A 19,469-nucleotide genomic window follows, 5' to 3' on the forward strand; every position below is an offset into this window, starting at 1 on the left:
TAATTTCTTAATTTATTTAATAGCCTCCAAATGAATCATCATGTTCATCTTTTGAAGACCATGTAAAAATAAGATTAGAGACTTAACTAAATTTTCTCTCATTCACTAAATCATTGCTCTATACTACCAATTTTACGTTATACAGTGGAATAGTGCTATTATTTATATATAATATTTTAATTCAACTCTTTAACCAAAGCGTGACTTAAATCGACCATTTATTTAAATTAAGCAGATTTGCATAGTGGTTTCAATAGCCTCTGAATTGCGTTTTAGTAATGATATAGTTGAGGTAATATGAATAAATAACAAAAGAAGCACTATAGAATTAAATCCTATTGTGCTTCTTTAAATATGAAATAATTTTAATTATTTAACGGCAATTGCTTTAGTTGCAAATACTTTAGTAGTTTTTTGGTAGCCACCATCAGGATAACCTATTAAGTAATTGTTTTCGTCAATTAAATTAAAAACATAGTGCGTTGTGCCTTTTGGTAAAGTTACAGAAACATTATCATCTCTAAGATTCATAGAAACAGGAAACCAAATTTCACCACGTACACCACCATTAGTTGTATAAATTAATTCTGCTTTTACCACCTTAGCTCCATTGTTTTGATATTTTAACCAAACATTTTTACCATCTATGCCATGCTCAACAACAGTAGGTATTTTAGATTTATTAGGTAACGCAGATTTACCAGTTGGATTTAAATAAGGATATCTTGCATTTAGTTTTTCTAATCGTTCTGTTAAAAGACGATTCATCTCATTTGTTTTCTCTGGCATTTTTTCTGCTAGATTTTGAGATTCTTCAATATCCACACGTTTAGAACCATTTTTGTACAATTGATATAAGGCTAAATCTGTTTTTTCTTCAGTAGCCGTATATTCACGTACAAGTTTAAAGTCTCCAATTCGTAATGTAGATTGCATAGCGCTGTTTGGAAAGTGCCACATCATCGTATTTCTTGGTTTTCCGGTTTTAGGATCTAAAACTAATTTAGCATCTGTTGGGTCTTTATCTAGTAATGTAGATAAATCAGCACCATCGAATATTTGATTTGCATCTTTTGGAGTGTTTGTCCAACTTAATATCGTAGGATAGAAATCCACACCATTTACCATAACATTAGATTCTGTATTTGCAGCAATATTTGGTCCTGTTATGATTAGTGGTACTCTTACACCACCTTCTTTTGCATTTATCTTTCCTTTGTCTAAAGGATAGTTGTCTGTAATAATTTCTTTTGTATGTTGTTCCATACCACCATTATCTGAAGTAAAAATAACATAGGTATTTTCGATTAACATATGTCCTGGCCATCTTGGATCTTCTGTTTCTTCAAGATATGTAATCAGTTGACCAGTGTAATGATCTATCATTTCTACCATGGCAGCATAATAGGCATTTTTTTGACCCTTTTCGTCCCACATATCATTCTTTTTTGGGTACTCTAAACCTAATTTCTCATAGTATTTACGCAATAAATCTTCACTTCGTGTCTGAATAGGCGTGTGTACTAATCGAGAGCAATAGTAAAGAAAAAATGGATCTTTTTTATTTTGGTCCATAAAATCAATACCGTCTTGAGTGATATCATCAAAAGGAAAACCATCTTCGTCTAGTGTAAATGGATCTGAAGGATCCGTCGTTGCAAATCCTTTTGTACGATCGGTCATTCTTTTATGAGGTCCAAAACCATGTTTTGAAAAATCGAATCCTTGATCTTTAGGTTCAGGATAGTCTGTTACAGCAATACCAACGTGCCATTTTCCTGAGTGTCCTGTTTTATAGCCATTTGATTTAAGTGATTCGGCAATCGTTACTTTAGAAGCATCTAAAGCACCGCGCATCCAAGGACTAATCAAGGTGGATCTATGATTAAAAGGCAATGGTGGATGACCTCCTCTTACGCTAGTTCTTTCTAAACGCACTGGGTGTTGGCCAGATAAGATTGCACCTCTAGACGGAGAACACGTCGTTGCAGGAGAATACGCTTGCCAGAATAAAACTCCTTCTTTAGCTAATCTGTCAATGTTTGGAGTTTCGAATGGAGAAGGCTCGTCAATATCGTAACATTTTACATCTTGCCAACCTAAATCATCGGTTAAAATTAATACTACATTTGGCTTTTTTGGTCTTTCTTGTGCAAAACTGCTTGAAATAACTAAACAAGCCATTCCTAATAGAAATACTTTTTTCATGATGATTATTACTTAATTATAAAACTAATTTAGTTCAGATACAAGGGTTTTACATCTTTGTCTGTACACGTTTAAAATCTCTAAATAGTCTTTATTCCCAACCAAGTTATTCTGTTCTTTTGGGTCGTTTATTATATCAAATAATTCTTCGTAAATCGGTTGTTCATCCGTTTCAATAGATTGATTTGGAACATATTTATTTCGGTCGTTTTCCTTACCAAACGAACGAATGTACTTAAACTGTTTACTGCGTACTCCTTCTTGTCTAGGGTAACCTTGATCTGTAAATAAGTTTTCTAAAAAGATGTCTTCTCTCCAATCTGTATTTTCACCGGCAATTAGTGGAAGCATACTTTTACCTTGATAGGATTCCGGTGTTTTTACACCACACATTTCTAAAATAGTTGCAGGAATATCTTGACCAACAACCAATTCCTCAATCACTTTTCCTTTTGTTTTATCCTTGAAAAATGGCGAATACACAATCATCGGCACATGCACCGATTCATCATACAAAATGGTTTTTCCGCCTAATCCGTGTTCGCCTAAAAACAAACCATTGTCGGAACAAAATACAATAATAGTATTGTCTGCTTCTCCTATTTCCTTTAAAAAGGCGCGTAAATTACCTACCATCAAATCGAGAGCATAATTAGCGCGATCCATTTTTAGCTTTTCATTTAATAACTTGCCTTTATTAGATGTGACATAATATTTCATTAAATCGGATGTTGCATACACTTCTTTAGGCAAACTGATATCTTGAGGATAGTCATCTGGTAATTCCATTTTATGCTTTACATCATCGTATTTTGTTTTATAATACTCTGGATCTGTGTCTTCCGATCCCATACCACCAATACTAGAGGCATGCGGAAGATTTAAATTAATCCATGCCGAAAAAGGCTTATTCGGATCTCTTTTCTTCAATTGATTTTTAATAGATGGCTCTGCGTTTTTGTAAAAGTAATCATAGGAATCATCTTGTGATAAATAAGCTTTGGTCGCTTCTAAGAACCCTTCTATTTGTGTTTTGTTTTTAAGATTAGCAAATTGTTTGTGTCTTTTTGCAGGATAAAACCCCAAATGACCATTACCATAATAAGCAAAGTCAGTACCTTTATTTAACGGTGTATTTCTTTTATCTCCAATTTTGGTATGGTGTTTTCCAATAAAAGCCGTGGAATATCCCGCTTGTTTTAATCGCGACTGCCAACTGTCTTGATATGACTTTTCTGAAATCACATTATTAGAAACAGAGGTAAACCCAATTTTATTTTTTCGTTCCCATTGTGCTGTAAAGATATTGGCTCTACTTGGACCGCAAATAGGACTTGTAATATACGCGTTGTTAAAAAAGATGCCCTCTTTTGCTAACTGATCTATATTTGGTGTTTCCGCTATTGGGTCGCCTGTCATGCTCAGAGAATTATACCGTTGGTCATCTGAAAAAATAAAAATGACATTCGGTTTCTTTTGTTGTTCTTGTGCTTTGCATGCTATAAACGAAGCGCATATAAAAATGCTGTATAGAATAGATTTTTTCATGAGTTTATATTTAATAAGAACTGTAATATTTATGACCTGGTAATCGTTTTGTTTTTTCACCATAGCCGAATAGATTTTGCTCTGCTTCCGATTTAGGTAACTCTTTTATGCTTAAATCTGTTTTGTTTATTTCTTTGGAAGTAATAATAACCGATTCATTTTGCTTTAAATCAATTTTGTAAGAACCATCTTCGGATTGATTTATAGAAACGGACTTCCCATCGATATAAAATTTAGGATTTTCAAAATCTACATGAACGACACATGCATTTCCTTTTAAACTTTTTATAGATACAAATTCGGTAACTCCTTCTACTTTTTTAGCACTGACCAAAAAGGCACCTTGTGTTCTTAAATCATGAAACGCCACATCTTTCCATTTTTTCGGACTCGCAGGAAATACACGTATTTTTCCGCCCCAACTTTGCAACATCATATCGTGTAAACTTGTGGCAAAAGACAGTGGACTTTCAATAACCGGATTAATTTTTCCTTCGGAATACATCGTAGTAGACGAAATATTTTTATGCTTAATTAGAAAATCTAAATAATAATACGCTTTTTCAGCATCGCCTAAATTGGCATACATAGAAGAGGCTCCTGTTGCGGTATATCCTGTAACTGGCATGGCTTTAATCTTTTTACCACTATTAAACGTAACATCCAACCAATGGTCTAACGACGTGCGCAGTAGTTTTTTATCTTCTTCGTTTTCGGGTGTGATTACCATTAAAGGATAAAAGGCTAATAGATGCGAATAGTGTCTATGCGGATTGGCAAAAGGTCTATCTTTTCCAACCATAAGACCATTTTCATCGATTTGAAAATCCACTAAATTATCCAACAGATGTTTCCATTCTTTTTTAAGCGGGTCATTTATGTGATGCTGATTATCAATATCAATTAGTGTTTGAGTACTCCAACGAATTAAGGCTAACGTGAAATTAATATCTTGCCCACGACCAGGTTTGTATTCTGGCGACCAACTGTATTTAATATGAATTTTGCCGTCTTCGGTTTCTACAGGATTGTCTTTTATATAATTTAAATAACTATTCACCGTCTTTTTTAATATAGGAAATAGTTTATCTCGCATTCTAATATCATCGCCTGCAAATTGACAATGCAACCAATAATCGTTTAACATCCATGCCAACATATCTGGCACTTTTGCTCCGTTGAAAGCGATGAGGTCTTGCGGCATTAAAGCAGCAACGGCAGCACTGTTTTTCCAACTTGCAGGTACATTGTTTTCTAGGTTTTTAGCATATTTATCAATGTTATTTGGTAGAGATTCTCCTATAGACATTCTATTAGCTGTTAAATGTGTCCAATAAATGAGTTGCACATTTAAATCGCCCCAAACCATTGGCCAAAAGGTTCTATTATACCAAGGTCCCATTAAATCTAGAATTGGTCCATTTCCTCTTGAGGCAGAACCTAGTTTATACATTTGTATCCAATAGAACGATTCTTTTTCCGCATCATTGATGGTTAAAAAACTTAATGGATAATAGTCGTGCCACCATTTTTGATGGGTAGATACAAAGTTGTCTTTTTGGATAAGTACTTCTGCAGTTTCTAAATTTTCATTAACAATTTCTAGTGAATTGTGATCAGGAAAACAATGGTGTACACTCGCTATTAATTGTTGTTTTCTGGAAGGATTACCAGTTATTTTATAACCTGTAGTAGTTTCTCCTCTATTGTCGTATAACGGTTGGTAACAGAATTTGTAACCGTTTTTCTCACTGAACGTCGGTTTGGGTGCCATTTCTAAAGTTACAGCCCTCATTTTATCCCATGTACCTCCTTTTGGTCCTCCACCACTTTTTAAAACTTCGTATACAGGAGGAATAGGATCTTCAGCATGCCATGTGATTTCTACGTCTTCATCTTTTGTCTCTGTTTCAAAATAAATGATATCAGTGGTGCTATGCGTCAACCCTTTAATGTTGTAACTTCCTTTAGTCGTTGTGATAGTACCTGTTAATTCTGCGTTCCATAAATCTAAACGCATATCAATACCAGTAATCTTTCCTTTAGATTTCAGTTTAAAATGACCTAATGGTAAACGGCTTCGTTTGATCCAAAGCATTTCATCCGCCTTTGTTTCAGCTTCTCTATGATCGTAATAATCATGTCTACCAATATGCAGAGAAATCACATTGTCGTTTTCCTCTGGACTTTGATACAATAAAAAGCCAACATTACCATTTCCTGAATAGGGCGCGGTTTGCCACTTGTCTGGAACAAGATCCCAAAGCAAGTCGTGTTTGGATAAAAAGGACTCGTAATCCACTTTGAAATCGACCTGATTATTCTGAGAAAATAAGGTGCTCGAAACAAGAATAAAAAGATAAAGAATACGTATTTCTAATTTTAATCGAAACATGGACTAATATTTGTTTAGATAATGAATAACAAATATATTTTATTAACTAAAGAAAGTTGTTCTCTAATCTTGCAATTACTTTCTTTATTTCAGCATTCGGTAAATATATAGTGCGTAAACCAAATTTTAAATATGAAATATGGCACCCTTTTGGTTACTAATCCGTATAGGAAAAAAATTGAATTGACCGTAAGAACGTCCATGATGACGCGCGATGATTTGCTCAAGTTTAAATTGAGTAAGAAAATGGTCGATAACAGAAAACACATTGTAGCATTAATGCATAGTTTTACATTATTAATTCCAATATCCAATCCAGATCAAAATGTATAAATCTATAATTGCAATTTTTGTATTATGTTTTTTTAGCCAACATATACGAGCACAAGAACAAGTAGATACCAGTCGTCCAAATATCATATTTATTTTTGCCGATGATATGGGTATAGGTGATGTTTCTCATACTACAGGAAAAGCGGCGACACCACACTTAGATCGTTTGGCAGAAGAAGGGATTCGTTTTACAGATGCACATACCTCATCTTCCGTTTGCACTCCGTCTCGCTATTCACTTTTAACGGGTCGTTATAATTGGAGAACAAGTTTATCTAAAGGGGTCATCCATAAACCGACTGCGAAACCGCTGCTTAAAAAAGATGAAACAACTGTAGCAAGCTTGTTAAAGCAAGCAGACTATCATACCGCAATGATTGGTAAATGGCATTTAGGTATCGGTTGGGAACTGTTACCTAATTATAAGAAGGAAAAATGGCAAATAGGTGGAGGATGGAATATCGATTATACTAAACCTGCTATAACGCCAACAAGTAATGGGTTTGATTACTTTTATGGCATAGCAGCTTCTTTAGATATGCCTCCTTATGTATATATTGAAAACGAAAAAGTGACAGAACTTCCTTCTGTTATGAATGACCCAAAGATACGTTCTAGAAAAGGGCCTTCTGCTCCAAGTTTTAAATCAGGTGAATGTTTACAAGTTTTTGCAGAAAAATCAGTGGATTATATAAACGAGAGAGCTGAAGAAAAAGAACCGTTCTTTTTATACTTGCCATTAACCTCACCACATACGCCTATTGTTCCTAGTGAAAAATGGAGAGGGAAGTCTGAATTAGGACCTTATGGTGATTTTTTAATGGAAACAGATTGGGTTGTAGGAGAAGTTTTAAAAGCTTTGGATAAACATAATTTATCCAAAAACACCATTGTTATATTTTCTACGGACAATGGGTGTTCGCCTGCTGCAAAAATTCCTGCTTTAAAAAAGAAAGGACACTCACCTAGTGGAAATCTAAGAGGAAATAAAGCCGATATTTACGAAGGTGGACATCGCGTACCTTTTATTGTTCGTTGGCCAGAAGTTATAACAGCAGGAACACAAACAGATAGATTAACATGTATGACTGACTTTATTGCTACTTGTTCTGATATTACAGGTATAAAATTAGATGATACATCTGGTGTCGATGCCATTTCTTTTTTACCAACGTTAAAAGATCCAAAGAAAACAAATAGAGAAGACATTATTAGCCATAGTATTAATGGTTCTTTTTCTATCAGAAAAGGAGATTGGAAACTAGCACTTTGTCCAGGGTCTGGTGGTTGGAGTACGCCAAGAGCAGGGCAAACTCCAGAAGGATCACCTAGTGTGCAGTTATTCAACCTATCAGACGATATTGCTGAGACAACAAATCTGCAGGATAAATACCCTGAAAAAGTAGAAGAATTAACCCAACTACTTCAATCTTATGTTGATAAAGGAAGAAGTACACCTGGGGAAATTCAAAAAAATGATAGAGACGTCAATATTTATGCAGAAGATAAAGCAAAATAAATTACAGATTAATAGGAATAAAAAAATATCTAAACAAATGAAAAACTTAATTACCTTATTATTAATCTTATCTATTGTGCCAATGTATGCACTAGATATCCATGTCGCTACAAATGGTTCAGATTCTAATGAAGGAACGGCATCTAAGCCTTTGTTAACTATTGAAGCTGCTCAGAAAAAATTAAGAGCTAGTGGACGTTTAGGAAAAGAACCCTGTCAAATCATCATTCATCAAGGCACTTATAGATTAAACACGCCTCTAAAGATTACAACAGAAGATAGTGGTAGTGAGCAATTCCCTGTTATGTATGCTGCAGCTAAAAATGAAGAGGTCGTTATTACTGGAGCGCAATTAATTTCCTCTAAATGGGAATTATTTAAGGATGGCATCTATAGAACTAACGTTGGTGATTTAAATGCTATCGATCAACTTTTTGTAGATCATACCAGACAACATATGGCTAGGTATCCAAATTTTAACGCTGGATTTATACCTACGGATGGTGACGATTCTGTACGTGGAAAAAAAGCAGGAACAGTTCCTTTTTCAGGAGCGACACCAGACGCTTGGGATGCTAAAAAAGCGGCAGAATGGGAAAATCCAGAAGGCGCCATCTTAAATGGAATGCACAGAGGGCTTTGGGGAAGTCAGCATTATTTTGTGACGGGCAAAAACGATAAAGGAGAATTGGTTTACGAAGGAGGTTGGCAAAACAACCGATCTGCTCCACCTCACAAAGGCTATCGCATGATTGAAAACGTTTTTGAAGAATTAGATGTTCCGGGAGAATGGTATCACAATACCAAGGACGGTTGGTTATATTATATGCCAGAAGCCCATGTAAATCTTAACGACACAAAAATTGAAGCGGTTCTTCAAATTAAACACCTTATTGAGATTTATGGAGAGCATAAACTACCTGTTGCAGAAATGGTTATTCACAAAAGTGGTAATGCACAAAAAGAAACCGTTGTTAAAAACTACGAAACGACTAAGCCGGTAAAACATATTCAGATTTCTGGTATTCACTTTACGGGAACAAAAAGAACCTTAAAAGAAACCATTGAGCCTTTACTCAGAAGCGATTGGTGTGTATATCGTGGAGGTGCTATTCATATTCGTGGCACGGAGCATATTATTGTTGAAAATTGTTCTTTCGAAGAATTGGGAGGAAACGCTGTATTTATTGATAGTTATAATCGTCATATAGAAATTAAAAGCAACTTTTTTCAGAATAATGGTTCTACGGATGTGAACTTGGTTGGTTCCTTTGCTGCGGTTCGTGATCCTTCATTTAGTTTTCAACATCTTCCACCACCAATAGATGAAATAGACACTACAATTGGTCCAAAATCTGAAGAATATCCAGCAGATTGTATAGTTGAAAATAATCTGATGATGCGTTGTGGTCGTTTTGAAAAGCAAGCCTCAGGAATCAATATTTCTATGTCATCAAGAATTACAATTGCTCACAATACTATTAGTCATACACCAAGAGCCGCCATTAACATTTGTGATGGAACTTGGGGAGGTCATATTATAGAATGGAATGATTGTTTTGAAACTGTACTAGAAACGCACGATCATGGCGCTTTTAATTCTTGGGGAAGAGATCGTTTTTGGTTTAGAGCTGGCCCATCGGGACCAGATTTAATGGATGAAAATGGAAAGCCTATGATTAGTAATTATATAGAAAAGTATCCAAATATACCTTTATGGGATGCGTATCAAACAACTACAATTAGAAATAACAGAATGCAATGCGATCATGGTTGGGATATCGATTTAGATGATGGTTCCACTAATTATGAAATCTATAATAATATCAGTCTTTCAGGTGGTATTAAAACACGTGAAGGCTATCATCGTAATGTTACTAATAATGTAATATTAGGTAGAGGATACACCTGCAATGTACCATACCCTAAACCAACGCATGATATTTTTGAAAGTAACATTTTATGGGGAGGAACAGTGTATAAATCTAGTAACCCAACGCTTTGGGGAGGCATACGCAATAAAAATTTCATTCACAATCCAGATGCTAAAGATGTTGTTCCTGCTTATGGAGTACAGCAGCAAACATTAGATGATGCAGAAAGTCTCTATGGAAATGTTCTTTTTGAAGCGCCTCAACATGGCGATTTTACAGTTTCAAATCAATCAGCAGCATTACAACTTGGATTTAAAAACTTTCCAATGTCTGGTTTTGGTGTTACTTCAGATAAATTGAAGCGTTTAGCGATGAAACCACAAATACATGCACCAAAAGAGGTAGCATCTAATGTGTATGTGGAGAAAAAGATGAAAGGATTATTTGGCGCTAAGTTTAAAACGCTAGAAACAGAAGCCGAACTTACAGCAACAGGAATGTTTGACAACTATGGCGTTTTATTGGTTTCTGTTCCTAAGGATAGTAAATTGGCTAAAATGGGATTTAAAGTGGATGATGTCGTATTTGAATTAAATTCGGAAAAAATAGCAAATGAACAAGATTTTATTAAAAAAATGAAGCAATTAGCGAACCATGAACATACCGTAAAAGTGTGGAGACATCAAGAATCAAAAACATTTTCTTTTGAAAAATAAATCATATAATTCATCTAAAAAAATCATGAAAACAAACCATAGAACACAAGTAAATAAAGGCTTATTTCTGTCACTTACATTTTTATTATTTACAGCAAGCGGAATGCTACACGCACAAAATACTTGGACTATTGCGTCTCAAGAAGACTGGCAAGCGAATATAGCTACAAAATCAAATTTGGAAATCACCAATGGAAAAGTAATTCCTACTGAAAAGGAAGCCGTATTCCAAAGCGCCATGAAAAAGTTCACAAAAAAAAGAGCTGCAAAATCCATTACGTTTTCTCAATCACCAGAATGGTTAAATTGGGAACAAATCCCTACTGCAGCACCAGCAAATTTAGGTGATGCGCCTGTAGCATTACAGCTAGGAGATGGAAATTACTGGATGTTTGGTAAATATGATACTCGAAAGAATAATAAACGACCGAATGATTTTAAAAGTAAGGATACCATCTTAAAAGGTTATGATGTGGTGTTAAAAACAACACATCTTAAAAATCAATTTGATGCGCCATCAGGATTAAAAAAATCGCTAAAGGGCTATCATGCTTGGCATAGTATCGATATGAAAAACTGGGTACATTATGGACCTATATCAGACATGTCTTCACGTTGGGTAACTTCTGCAGAATATATTGATGGAAAATTTTATTTTTATTACGATTTTCCTAACGATCAAGATCCGCATTTACTTATTGATGAAAACTTAACTGATGGTCTTGTTGGGAAAAAGATGGGCATGGCTTTTAAAGATCCCTCAGATGGTTCTGATTGTGCAGTCATTAGAGATTTAGATGGTAATTTTCATATTATAGCTGAAGATTGGTCGCCTATTGATGCTTCTACGCATGCTTGGGATTCGCCCTTAGCAACGCATGCGGTTAGTAAAGATGGTTTTAATGATTTTAAAATTTTAAATCCTCCTGTAGATGAACGCACCAAACCAACTGGTAAATTTGCGGAATATGCACATCCACATTGGTTTAAGGAAGATCCTGATAACTATCCTGGAAAAGCGTCACCTGTTGATATACCTAGACAAAGAATCAAAAAAGGAGACGTCGTTTCTTTTGGTAAATACGAAATCCATGAGCCAGAACAAAATTCTTTTGGAGATTGGGCTTCTATTTCTATTGGTGGTCAATATTATTTATTTGCTGATTATGATCCAGCAGGTAAGACAGGTGGTAAACACATGAGTGTTGCTTGGTTTACGTCTGATGATATTAATAAACAATTTGAATTTTGTGGAAATATAGGTCAAGGACATCCAGATCCAGATATCATGTTTGCAGAAGGTAAATATTACTTGCTTACGCAAACCAGAAATGATTATGTAAGTACTGGTCCTTGGGTGGAAACTGTAGAAGTAAGAATGGGTGTAGATACCACTAATGATGGATTGGTTAATGAGTGGAGTGATTGGCAAGTTGTAAAAGAACAATATGATTATATCAAAGGTTTTTCTAAGCAGGTTGAAAAAACACCAGCACAGTTGAATTTTTCTGACTTACCTAAAGGATATGGTTTTCAATTTGAGGTTAAAATGATGGATACTACAGAAAATGAATCAAAACCAATTTTAGATAAGGTAGTTGTGTCGTTTAAGAAATAAAAAATTAAAACCGAATTTAAGTTTCATAAGATGATGAAAAATATATTAACCGTTCTTATCGCACTGTTAGTGTTTGGAAACGCTTTTGCCAAAGATATTTATGTATCATCTAAAGGAGACGATGCTAATTCCGGAACAAAAAACAGTCCTTATTTAAGTTTTGAAAAAGCCCTACAAGAGGTAAAAAAATATGCAGGTAACGAAGCCGTTACGGTCTGGTTTACTTCTGGAGACTATTATCTTAATAAAACCATTGAGATAGGTAGTGATTATTCTGGAACGGAAAAATATCCCGTTGTATTTTCAGTTATACCTGGAGCAAAAGTAATTATCAAAGGCTCTCAGCGATTAGAGCATCTAGAATGGAAAGCCTATAAAAATGGTATTTATCAAACGCAAGTTCCTGAAGGCTTGTCTATGGATCAATTATTTGTTAATGGAGAACGCCAAGTTAGAGCACGATTCCCTAATTATGATTATGAGAATCCTCTTCGTGACGGGAAAGGATACCTTCAAGTCACAGGTGGTACAGACAAACGATATGACAAATGGTTTTCATACGATCCTGAAACTTTTTCAGATAAAACATGGGAGCATCCAGAAACAGGAATTGTGCATGGTTTCCAAAGTCATAACTGGGGAAATATGCAGTACAGACTTAAATCAATTAATAGAGAACAAAATAAGATTTTTCTAAACGAAGGTGGTTGGCAACTTCAAAGAACACATGGTATTGGAGGGAAAAAAAGTCATGCGTCTTACTATTTTGTTGAAAATATTTTTGAAGAACTAGATGTTCCTGGGGAATGGTTTTTAAATACAGAAACCCATACGCTTTACTATTATCCGATGCAAGGCGTAAAATTAAGTGACGTTAAAATTGAAGTTCCAGTCATAAAAGATATGATTCAGTTGAAGGGCACTAAAGAAGCTCCTGTAAAACATATTCAGTTTAAAGGATTCAATTTTACACAAACCAACTACACGTTTATGGAGTCTTATGAGCCGGTTGCTCGTGGTGATTGGGCTATTCATAGAGGTGGTGCCATTTTTATGGAAGGTACAGAAAACTTGTTGATTACAGATTGTAATTTTGAATATGTAGGTGGAAATGGTGTATTTATGAGTGCCTACAATCGTAATAATAAAGTAACCGGTTGCCGATTTGTACACACCGGAGAAAGTGCGGTTTGTTTTGTTGGTTCGCCGGAAGCTGTTCGGTTTTATCAAACTTGGGATGACAGATTAATGGATGGCAAGAATTGGAATGAGATGCGTGAAAATATGGACTTAGAAGCTGGTCCTAAAACCCCAGATTATCCAAAGAATTGCGTGGTTGAAAATAGCATCATGCACGATTTTGGAGATGTTGGTAAGCAAGTTGCAGGTGTTTATATTTCTATGAGTCATAAAATAACAGCCTCACATAATACCATTTATAACTGTCCGCGTGCAGGCATATGTATTAATGATGGTACTTGGGGCGGACACCTAATCGAATTTAATGATATCTGGGAAACCGTAAGAGAGACAGGCGAGCATGGCCCTTTTAATTCTTGGGGACGTGAGCGACAATGGAAAGGAGGTAGAGGAACCGATGAGCATTTTATTAAGGAATTGACACGACTAGATGCTATTGACAATGTGGTTATTCGAAATAACCGAATTGCCAATTACCGTAAATCTATTAGTGCTGGAAATTGGACGATTGATTTAGATGATGGCTCTAGTTACTATGAGATCTATAATAATTTAAATTTGGGGTCTACCATTAAACTAAGAGATGGCATGGGACGCAAGGTTTTTAACAATATAACCGTAAGTGCGGTTCCTTTAGGTTGGCATGTATGGCCAAAAAATTCCGAAGATGAAATTTATAACAATATTTTTGTGATTGCTGGAACTTTACCTGGAAAAACGACGCCTACAAATAACTTTATACGTGAAGTTGCTTTACCAGCCGATGTTAAATGGAGTACCAATTACGATAACAACCTGTATTGGAATGTTAATAATCCTGAAGATTTTAATATGACACAAGATATGAATATGGAGGAATGGAATAGGAGAGGGTATGACCTAAGTTCTATTGTGGCCAATCCTAATTTTGTGGATCCAATAAACGGTAATTATCAAGTGCAAGAGAACTCTTCAGCTTTAAAATTAGGTTTTAAGAATTTTCCAATGGATGAATTTGGTCATCAGATGACACGCATTTTGCCTTTTGGAGGAGATTTTGAAAATGAACTTGAAGTTAGTTTTGAAGCAGATATTAGAGCGGAAAAGAGCTCTAAGGTTTATTTTACCACAGATGGCTCAGAACCCAATAGGAATTCAACAGTATATTCGTCACCATTTAAAATAAAGAACACTACAGTAATAAAGGCAAGAACTTTTAATGCTAACGGCATTGCCATAGGATTTACTGCAGAAGCCGTCTTTAATAACGTAAAAACAGTTACATATCCAAGTTGGTTAAGCACCTTAATTGCAGGTGAATATAAGGCAGATAGTAGCAATCTGGATAAAATTACAAAATCTAGAAAAGCACTTGAAAAAGAAATACATGGAGCTTTGTTGATTAATATTGCAGACGATCCAGATTTAATAGATGCGACTGGAGGCTATAATTTTGGCTGTTATATTAAGTCTTTGGATGGTAAAAAAGGACAAATGTGGTTAGATGCTGGACTCGATAAGGATTGGGTGATTCAAAAATTAAATAAGCATAAGATTTCAAATATTGCACATTTACAAAAGTTCCTTAAAACATATTCGGGCCAAACCGTAACGATTACTGCGGTGAGAGATTATGGGACTAAAATATTTGAAGTAAGAATTCCTTAAATCATTCCTTTATTGTTGTATGTATAATGCAACTAAATAAGTATTAGAATAAGTTCTAATAATTGAATAAAAAATAAAAAACCCATAGCTTAATCGACTATGGGTTTCGCTTTTATTAAACTCTTGTTTTAATTTTTAGACGTCTTCTTTTTATTTTTTGCTTTCTTACTTCCATTAACAGCTGTTTTTTTCCATAAAATAATATCATCCATATCATTTTCAGAAAACTCCCCTTTGGTACTTCTTCCTGTTTTTATATCTAATTCCAATTGCTTTAAAAGTTGTTCTGCAATTTCAGGATGTGTTGTATATAAGTTTGTGGTTTCGGCGGGATCATTTTCCATATCATATAATTGCGCAACAGGCATAGTATCTAATGTCGGATCATCTTCTTTTGGAAAACTCCAACCCCCTGATCCCTTTGATAATAACAATTTCCATTTTCCTAATCTATACCCAAAATGGCCACTTATGGAATGATGAATAACTCCAGCTCTAGTACTATTAATAGCTTCCCCGTGTAATGCTGGTAAAAAACTCACACTATCTTCACCACTTTTTCTTGGCATAACAACATCTGTTATTTCGGAAAACGTAGCGAAAATATCGGTTAAGCAAATTAAATCATTGTTTGTGGTGTTAGGTGCTATGTTATTGGGCCATTTTACAATAAATGGTATGCGATGGCCGCCATCCCATAAATCGGATTTTGAACCACGATAGCCTGCACTTACTAAATGGCCTTTATTTGCAAGCCCTTTGATATTTGCAGCTTTAGAGGCACCATTGTCACTAGTGAAAATTACCAATGTGTTTTCTGACAATCCGTTAGCTTTAAGCGCATCAGTTATTGCTCCCACAGTGGCGTCTGTTTGCATTACAAAATCGGCATAATTACCAAGACCACTTTTTCCTTGCCATTCTTTTGAAGGTACAATTGGTGTATGTGGAGATCCTAAAGGCACATATAAGAAAAAAGGTTTTTCGTCTTTGTTTTTTGCTTGTTGGTTAATATACTCTACCGATTTTGTTGTTAAACGCGGTAACATATTAATTACTTCGTCATGAATAATTACTTTGTCGTTTTCTATAACTGCTTTCATACTTCCAGCGTGGTGAAAACCATGATAATAATCAAATCCTCTATGAATTGGCCCATCTGGTATCGTTGCACCTACAGGTGGTAAGTTTCTGCCTTTTTTGCGAATGGTTGTTTGCGAAACAGGATCTATATATTGAAAATTCAAATGCCATTTTCCAATGATAGCTGTATGATACCCTTGGTCTTTAAGAAAATTTCCAATTGTTGGTCGGTCTTCTTTAATTAAATCTGGAGCAAACCCAGATACGACGCCACTTTGTAATTTTGTACGCCAGCTATAACGTCCGGTCATAATACCATATCGTGTAGGTGTACAAACAGATGCTCCAGCATGTGCATCCGTAAATGTCATCCCTTCTTGGTTTAATTGATCTATATGAGGGGTTTTAATTTTACTAGTTTCTGGTGATAAACTTTGTACATCACCATAGCCTAAATCATCACAGACTATTAGGACAATATTAGGTTTCTTTGCCTTTTTTTGGGCGTTAGAAGACCAAGTAAAGATGCTTAATAGCAAAACAATTAATCTAAGGCTATTACGTTTTTGTTTTTTCATGGTTATATTAATTTAGTATTATTGTGAAATAATTTTTTTTAAAGGAATCTTTATTGTATTCCGTTTATTTTAAATATGAATTAAAATAGTCTATTGTTGTTTTGATTATCGATTCTCGTGTTGGATTAATGTCAGCACCAACTCTTCGCCAATTATGACCTGCGTTTTTTACAATTAATGTGGTTACAGGTGCACCAACCTCATTCGCTTTTTCTGCCATATAATAAGCATGTTTTACAGGGATAGTGGTGTCCTTATCGCCTTGAATCATTAATAACGGAGCACTGTTTTTTTCTAAATAATTAATTGGACTCATTTCCTTATACAGCGCTAATTTATCTTTAGGTTTGGTATCTGGTTTTGTTATTCTAGCACCAAATCGATCTTTAAAATTGGGGCTATCATCATGATTGAATAAACTGATATCTTCAAAATCGCAAGGACCGTACCAAGATACTCCAGCGACCATGTTATAATTGTAAGAAGCCAAATCAGGATCGCCTTTTAGAGTTTCTGGAGCACTTAATAAGAGCATTTGGGAAATATGACCACCAGCAGAGTCTCCAAAAGAGAAAAACCGATTGGCATCAATGCCTAATGTTTCACTGTGTTTAGACAAATAACGCATAGCATCTTTACTGTCTATTACACAGTCTCTCATGGTCGTATTTCCGTCTTTTTTCCAAAGTCTGTAACTCACGGATACCACACAAAATCCTTTTTCTAAAAGTGCTGTGTGCACAGTTTTAAAAGAAGCATTAGCTGCGCCGTGTCTGCTACCTTGTGTCCAGCCACCTCCGTGTGTGTATATTACTACGGGTAATTTCTCTCCTTCCTTTAATGTTTTAGGATAATAAATATCTAAGTATAAATCCTCTTCTTCGGTAACTTTAAAAAGTACATTTAACTTTCTTTTTCCTTCTGTTTTTAAGTACGGAACTTGCTTTTTAGCCGAAAATTCTTCAAAGCTAATTAGGGCATCTCCGTTACTGTCCAATAATTCATTTAAATTTTTCCATAGGCGTTTGTTGTCCTCCTCTGTAAATTGACCGTCTTTGTTTACATCTAATCTTTCCCAAGTTTTGTTAATGTAAACATCACGATACGCTCCGTTGGATTGATCCTCTGATTGCGCAAATACTTGTAAAAAAGGAAATGTGATACCTAGAATTACTAATGAAACATTAAAATTAAATTTTCTAAATCTTGTCATAACTCTGCTGTATTCCTATTTATTACTATACCCTTGACTTTTATAGGTTTCTAAAAGTTGTTCTAATTCTGCTACAACTTCAGGATGTTCATTATAGAGATTATTCTTTTCTTCAGGATCATTAATCATATCATATAAAGTCCCAGGAACTTCGTTAGGTTTTGGTTCTATAGATTTTGGCTTTGTAAAACCACCTGAACCTAATTCGGGAGTGTATTTCCACTTGCCTTTTCTTATGGAGAACATGCCGTAAATTGAATGATGTACCACGGCTTCTCTAATTGGTGTCTCTATATTAGATGTATAAGCAGGCCAAAGATTGTAACTGTCTTCAGCTCCTTTTTCTACGTTAGGTTGATTTAATACACCAGATAAGGTAGCAAACAAATCTGTTGTGCACATGAGTTGATTCGATTCCAATCCTTCAGGGATGACACCTGGCCATTTTGCAATATAAGGGACTCTATGACCTCCCTCATAAATATCGGCTTTTTGCCCTTTGTAAATATAATTTGCGCGATGCGCAAATTTTTCTTTATCTCTTTCGGTCCAATTAGAGCCGTTATCAGAAGTCACGATAATTAAGGTGTTATCTATTTTTCCTGCTTTTTCTAAGGCAGTAACAACTGCACCAACAGCATCATCTACCATAGTAACATAATCACCATAATCGCCTGCTTCAGATTTACCTACAGCATCACCTATTGGTAACCAAGGTGTATGAGGTGCTGTTAACGCAAAATAAAGGAAGAAAGGTTGGTCTGTATTTTTTTGATCATCAATAAAAGAAACCGATTTTTTTGTAAAATTGTCTAAGACTTGATCAAAAACAAAATTAGGTGCTTTTTCCCCTGGCCTCCAACTAAGACCGCGACCCTTTCTTTTTACGTTTGTATATTCCGTAGGTAATTCTACAGCTTTTCCATTTTCGATATATAAATAAGGAGGGATGTCTAATGATGCAGGAATGATATACGAATAGTCAAAGCCTAAATAACTAGGGTCTTTTATGGGTTTACTAAAATCGACATTACTAACTCCGTCTTTTGCTTTTATAGTCTTATCTCCATCTTTTGGTTGCATATCTAAGCCTATGTGCCATTTTCCAATACATGCTGTTGTATAGCCATTATTTTTAAGATAAGAAGCTACTGTTGGCCTGCTTTCTTCTATTAAAGCAGGTTTGTAACCGTTTAAAACCCCTTTTTTTAAGGAACTTCTCCAGGCATAACGTCCTGTAATGATACCATATCGCGTAGGTGTACAGACAGAAGAATTTGTGTGTGCATCTGTAAAATGAACTCCTTCTGATAGTATTTTATCCATGTGTGGAGTTTGAATTCCGGATTCTGGATTTAAAGCCGAAAGGTCTCCATAACCCATATCATCGGCCAAAATATATACAATATTTGGCGCTGTATTTTTAGTCGTAACATCTTGTTTTTCGCTAGAGGTTTGAGCCTTACAAGAAGTTATAAAAGCTAAGATGAAAAGGAATCGTAATATGTTCATTCGTTCTTTTAATATAATTATTGTT

Annotated in this window: 11 protein-coding genes; 5 read left to right on the forward strand and 6 right to left on the reverse strand. The window is 35.1% G+C overall.

Going from position 1 to position 19,469, the window contains the following annotated elements:
- Positions 1–369: 369 nt before the first annotated feature.
- The 3 genes from HM992_RS07065 to HM992_RS07075 are packed head-to-tail and all read right to left on the reverse strand — an operon-like array spanning position 370 to position 6,151.
- Complete coding sequence (locus HM992_RS07065; protein WP_229720458.1) at positions 370–2,208, reverse strand: sulfatase; 1,839 nt, start codon at positions 2,206–2,208, stop codon at positions 370–372.
- Positions 2,209–2,232: 24 nt separating this feature from the next.
- Positions 2,233–3,756 (reverse strand): sulfatase-like hydrolase/transferase, encoded by a 1,524-nt coding sequence (locus tag HM992_RS07070; RefSeq protein WP_179319184.1) that lies wholly within the window; start codon positions 3,754–3,756, stop codon positions 2,233–2,235.
- Between the two features lie 10 nt (positions 3,757–3,766).
- On the reverse strand, positions 3,767–6,151 hold the full coding sequence (locus HM992_RS07075; protein ID WP_179319185.1) for a glycosyl hydrolase family 95 catalytic domain-containing protein: 2,385 nt from the start codon (positions 6,149–6,151) through the stop codon (positions 3,767–3,769).
- Positions 6,152–6,283: 132 nt separating this feature from the next.
- On the opposite strand from HM992_RS07075, the gene HM992_RS07080 reads away from it, so the two are divergent.
- From HM992_RS07080 to HM992_RS07100, 5 genes are read left to right on the forward strand one after another with little or no spacing between them, the layout of a single operon-like run.
- Positions 6,284–6,484: a hypothetical protein gene (locus tag HM992_RS07080; RefSeq protein ID WP_179319186.1), complete on the forward strand. Its 201-nt coding sequence runs from the start codon at positions 6,284–6,286 to the stop codon at positions 6,482–6,484.
- A complete protein-coding gene (locus HM992_RS07085) occupies positions 6,477–8,003 on the forward strand; it encodes a sulfatase family protein (protein ID WP_179319187.1) in 1,527 nt (508 codons plus the stop codon). Before HM992_RS07080 ends, HM992_RS07085 begins: the two co-directional genes overlap by 8 nt.
- Positions 8,004–8,040: 37 nt before the next feature.
- Complete coding sequence (locus tag HM992_RS07090; RefSeq protein ID WP_179319188.1) at positions 8,041–10,593, forward strand: PDZ domain-containing protein; 2,553 nt, start codon at positions 8,041–8,043, stop codon at positions 10,591–10,593.
- Positions 10,594–10,618: 25 nt separating this feature from the next.
- Positions 10,619–12,211: a glycoside hydrolase family protein gene (locus HM992_RS07095; RefSeq protein WP_229720459.1), complete on the forward strand. Its 1,593-nt coding sequence runs from the start codon at positions 10,619–10,621 to the stop codon at positions 12,209–12,211.
- Between the two features lie 30 nt (positions 12,212–12,241).
- Positions 12,242–15,058, forward strand: a complete 2,817-nt coding sequence (locus HM992_RS07100) for a chitobiase/beta-hexosaminidase C-terminal domain-containing protein (protein WP_179319189.1) — start codon at positions 12,242–12,244, stop codon at positions 15,056–15,058.
- 128 nt (positions 15,059–15,186) lie between these two features.
- Here the strand turns inward: HM992_RS07100 and HM992_RS07105 are convergent, their stop codons facing one another.
- From HM992_RS07105 to HM992_RS07115, 3 genes are all read right to left on the reverse strand, one after another.
- Positions 15,187–16,719: a sulfatase family protein gene (locus tag HM992_RS07105; protein WP_178984328.1), complete on the reverse strand. Its 1,533-nt coding sequence runs from the start codon at positions 16,717–16,719 to the stop codon at positions 15,187–15,189.
- Positions 16,720–16,783: 64 nt separating this feature from the next.
- Entirely contained in the window at positions 16,784–17,932 is a 1,149-nt protein-coding gene (locus HM992_RS07110; protein WP_179319190.1) for an alpha/beta hydrolase fold domain-containing protein, read from the reverse strand.
- Between the two features lie 15 nt (positions 17,933–17,947).
- Positions 17,948–19,444, reverse strand: a complete 1,497-nt coding sequence (locus tag HM992_RS07115) for a sulfatase family protein (RefSeq protein WP_179319191.1) — start codon at positions 19,442–19,444, stop codon at positions 17,948–17,950.
- Between the last annotated feature and the right edge of the window lie 25 nt (positions 19,445–19,469).

Source organism: Winogradskyella helgolandensis, from assembly GCF_013404085.1.
Taxonomy (GTDB): domain Bacteria; phylum Bacteroidota; class Bacteroidia; order Flavobacteriales; family Flavobacteriaceae; genus Winogradskyella; species Winogradskyella helgolandensis.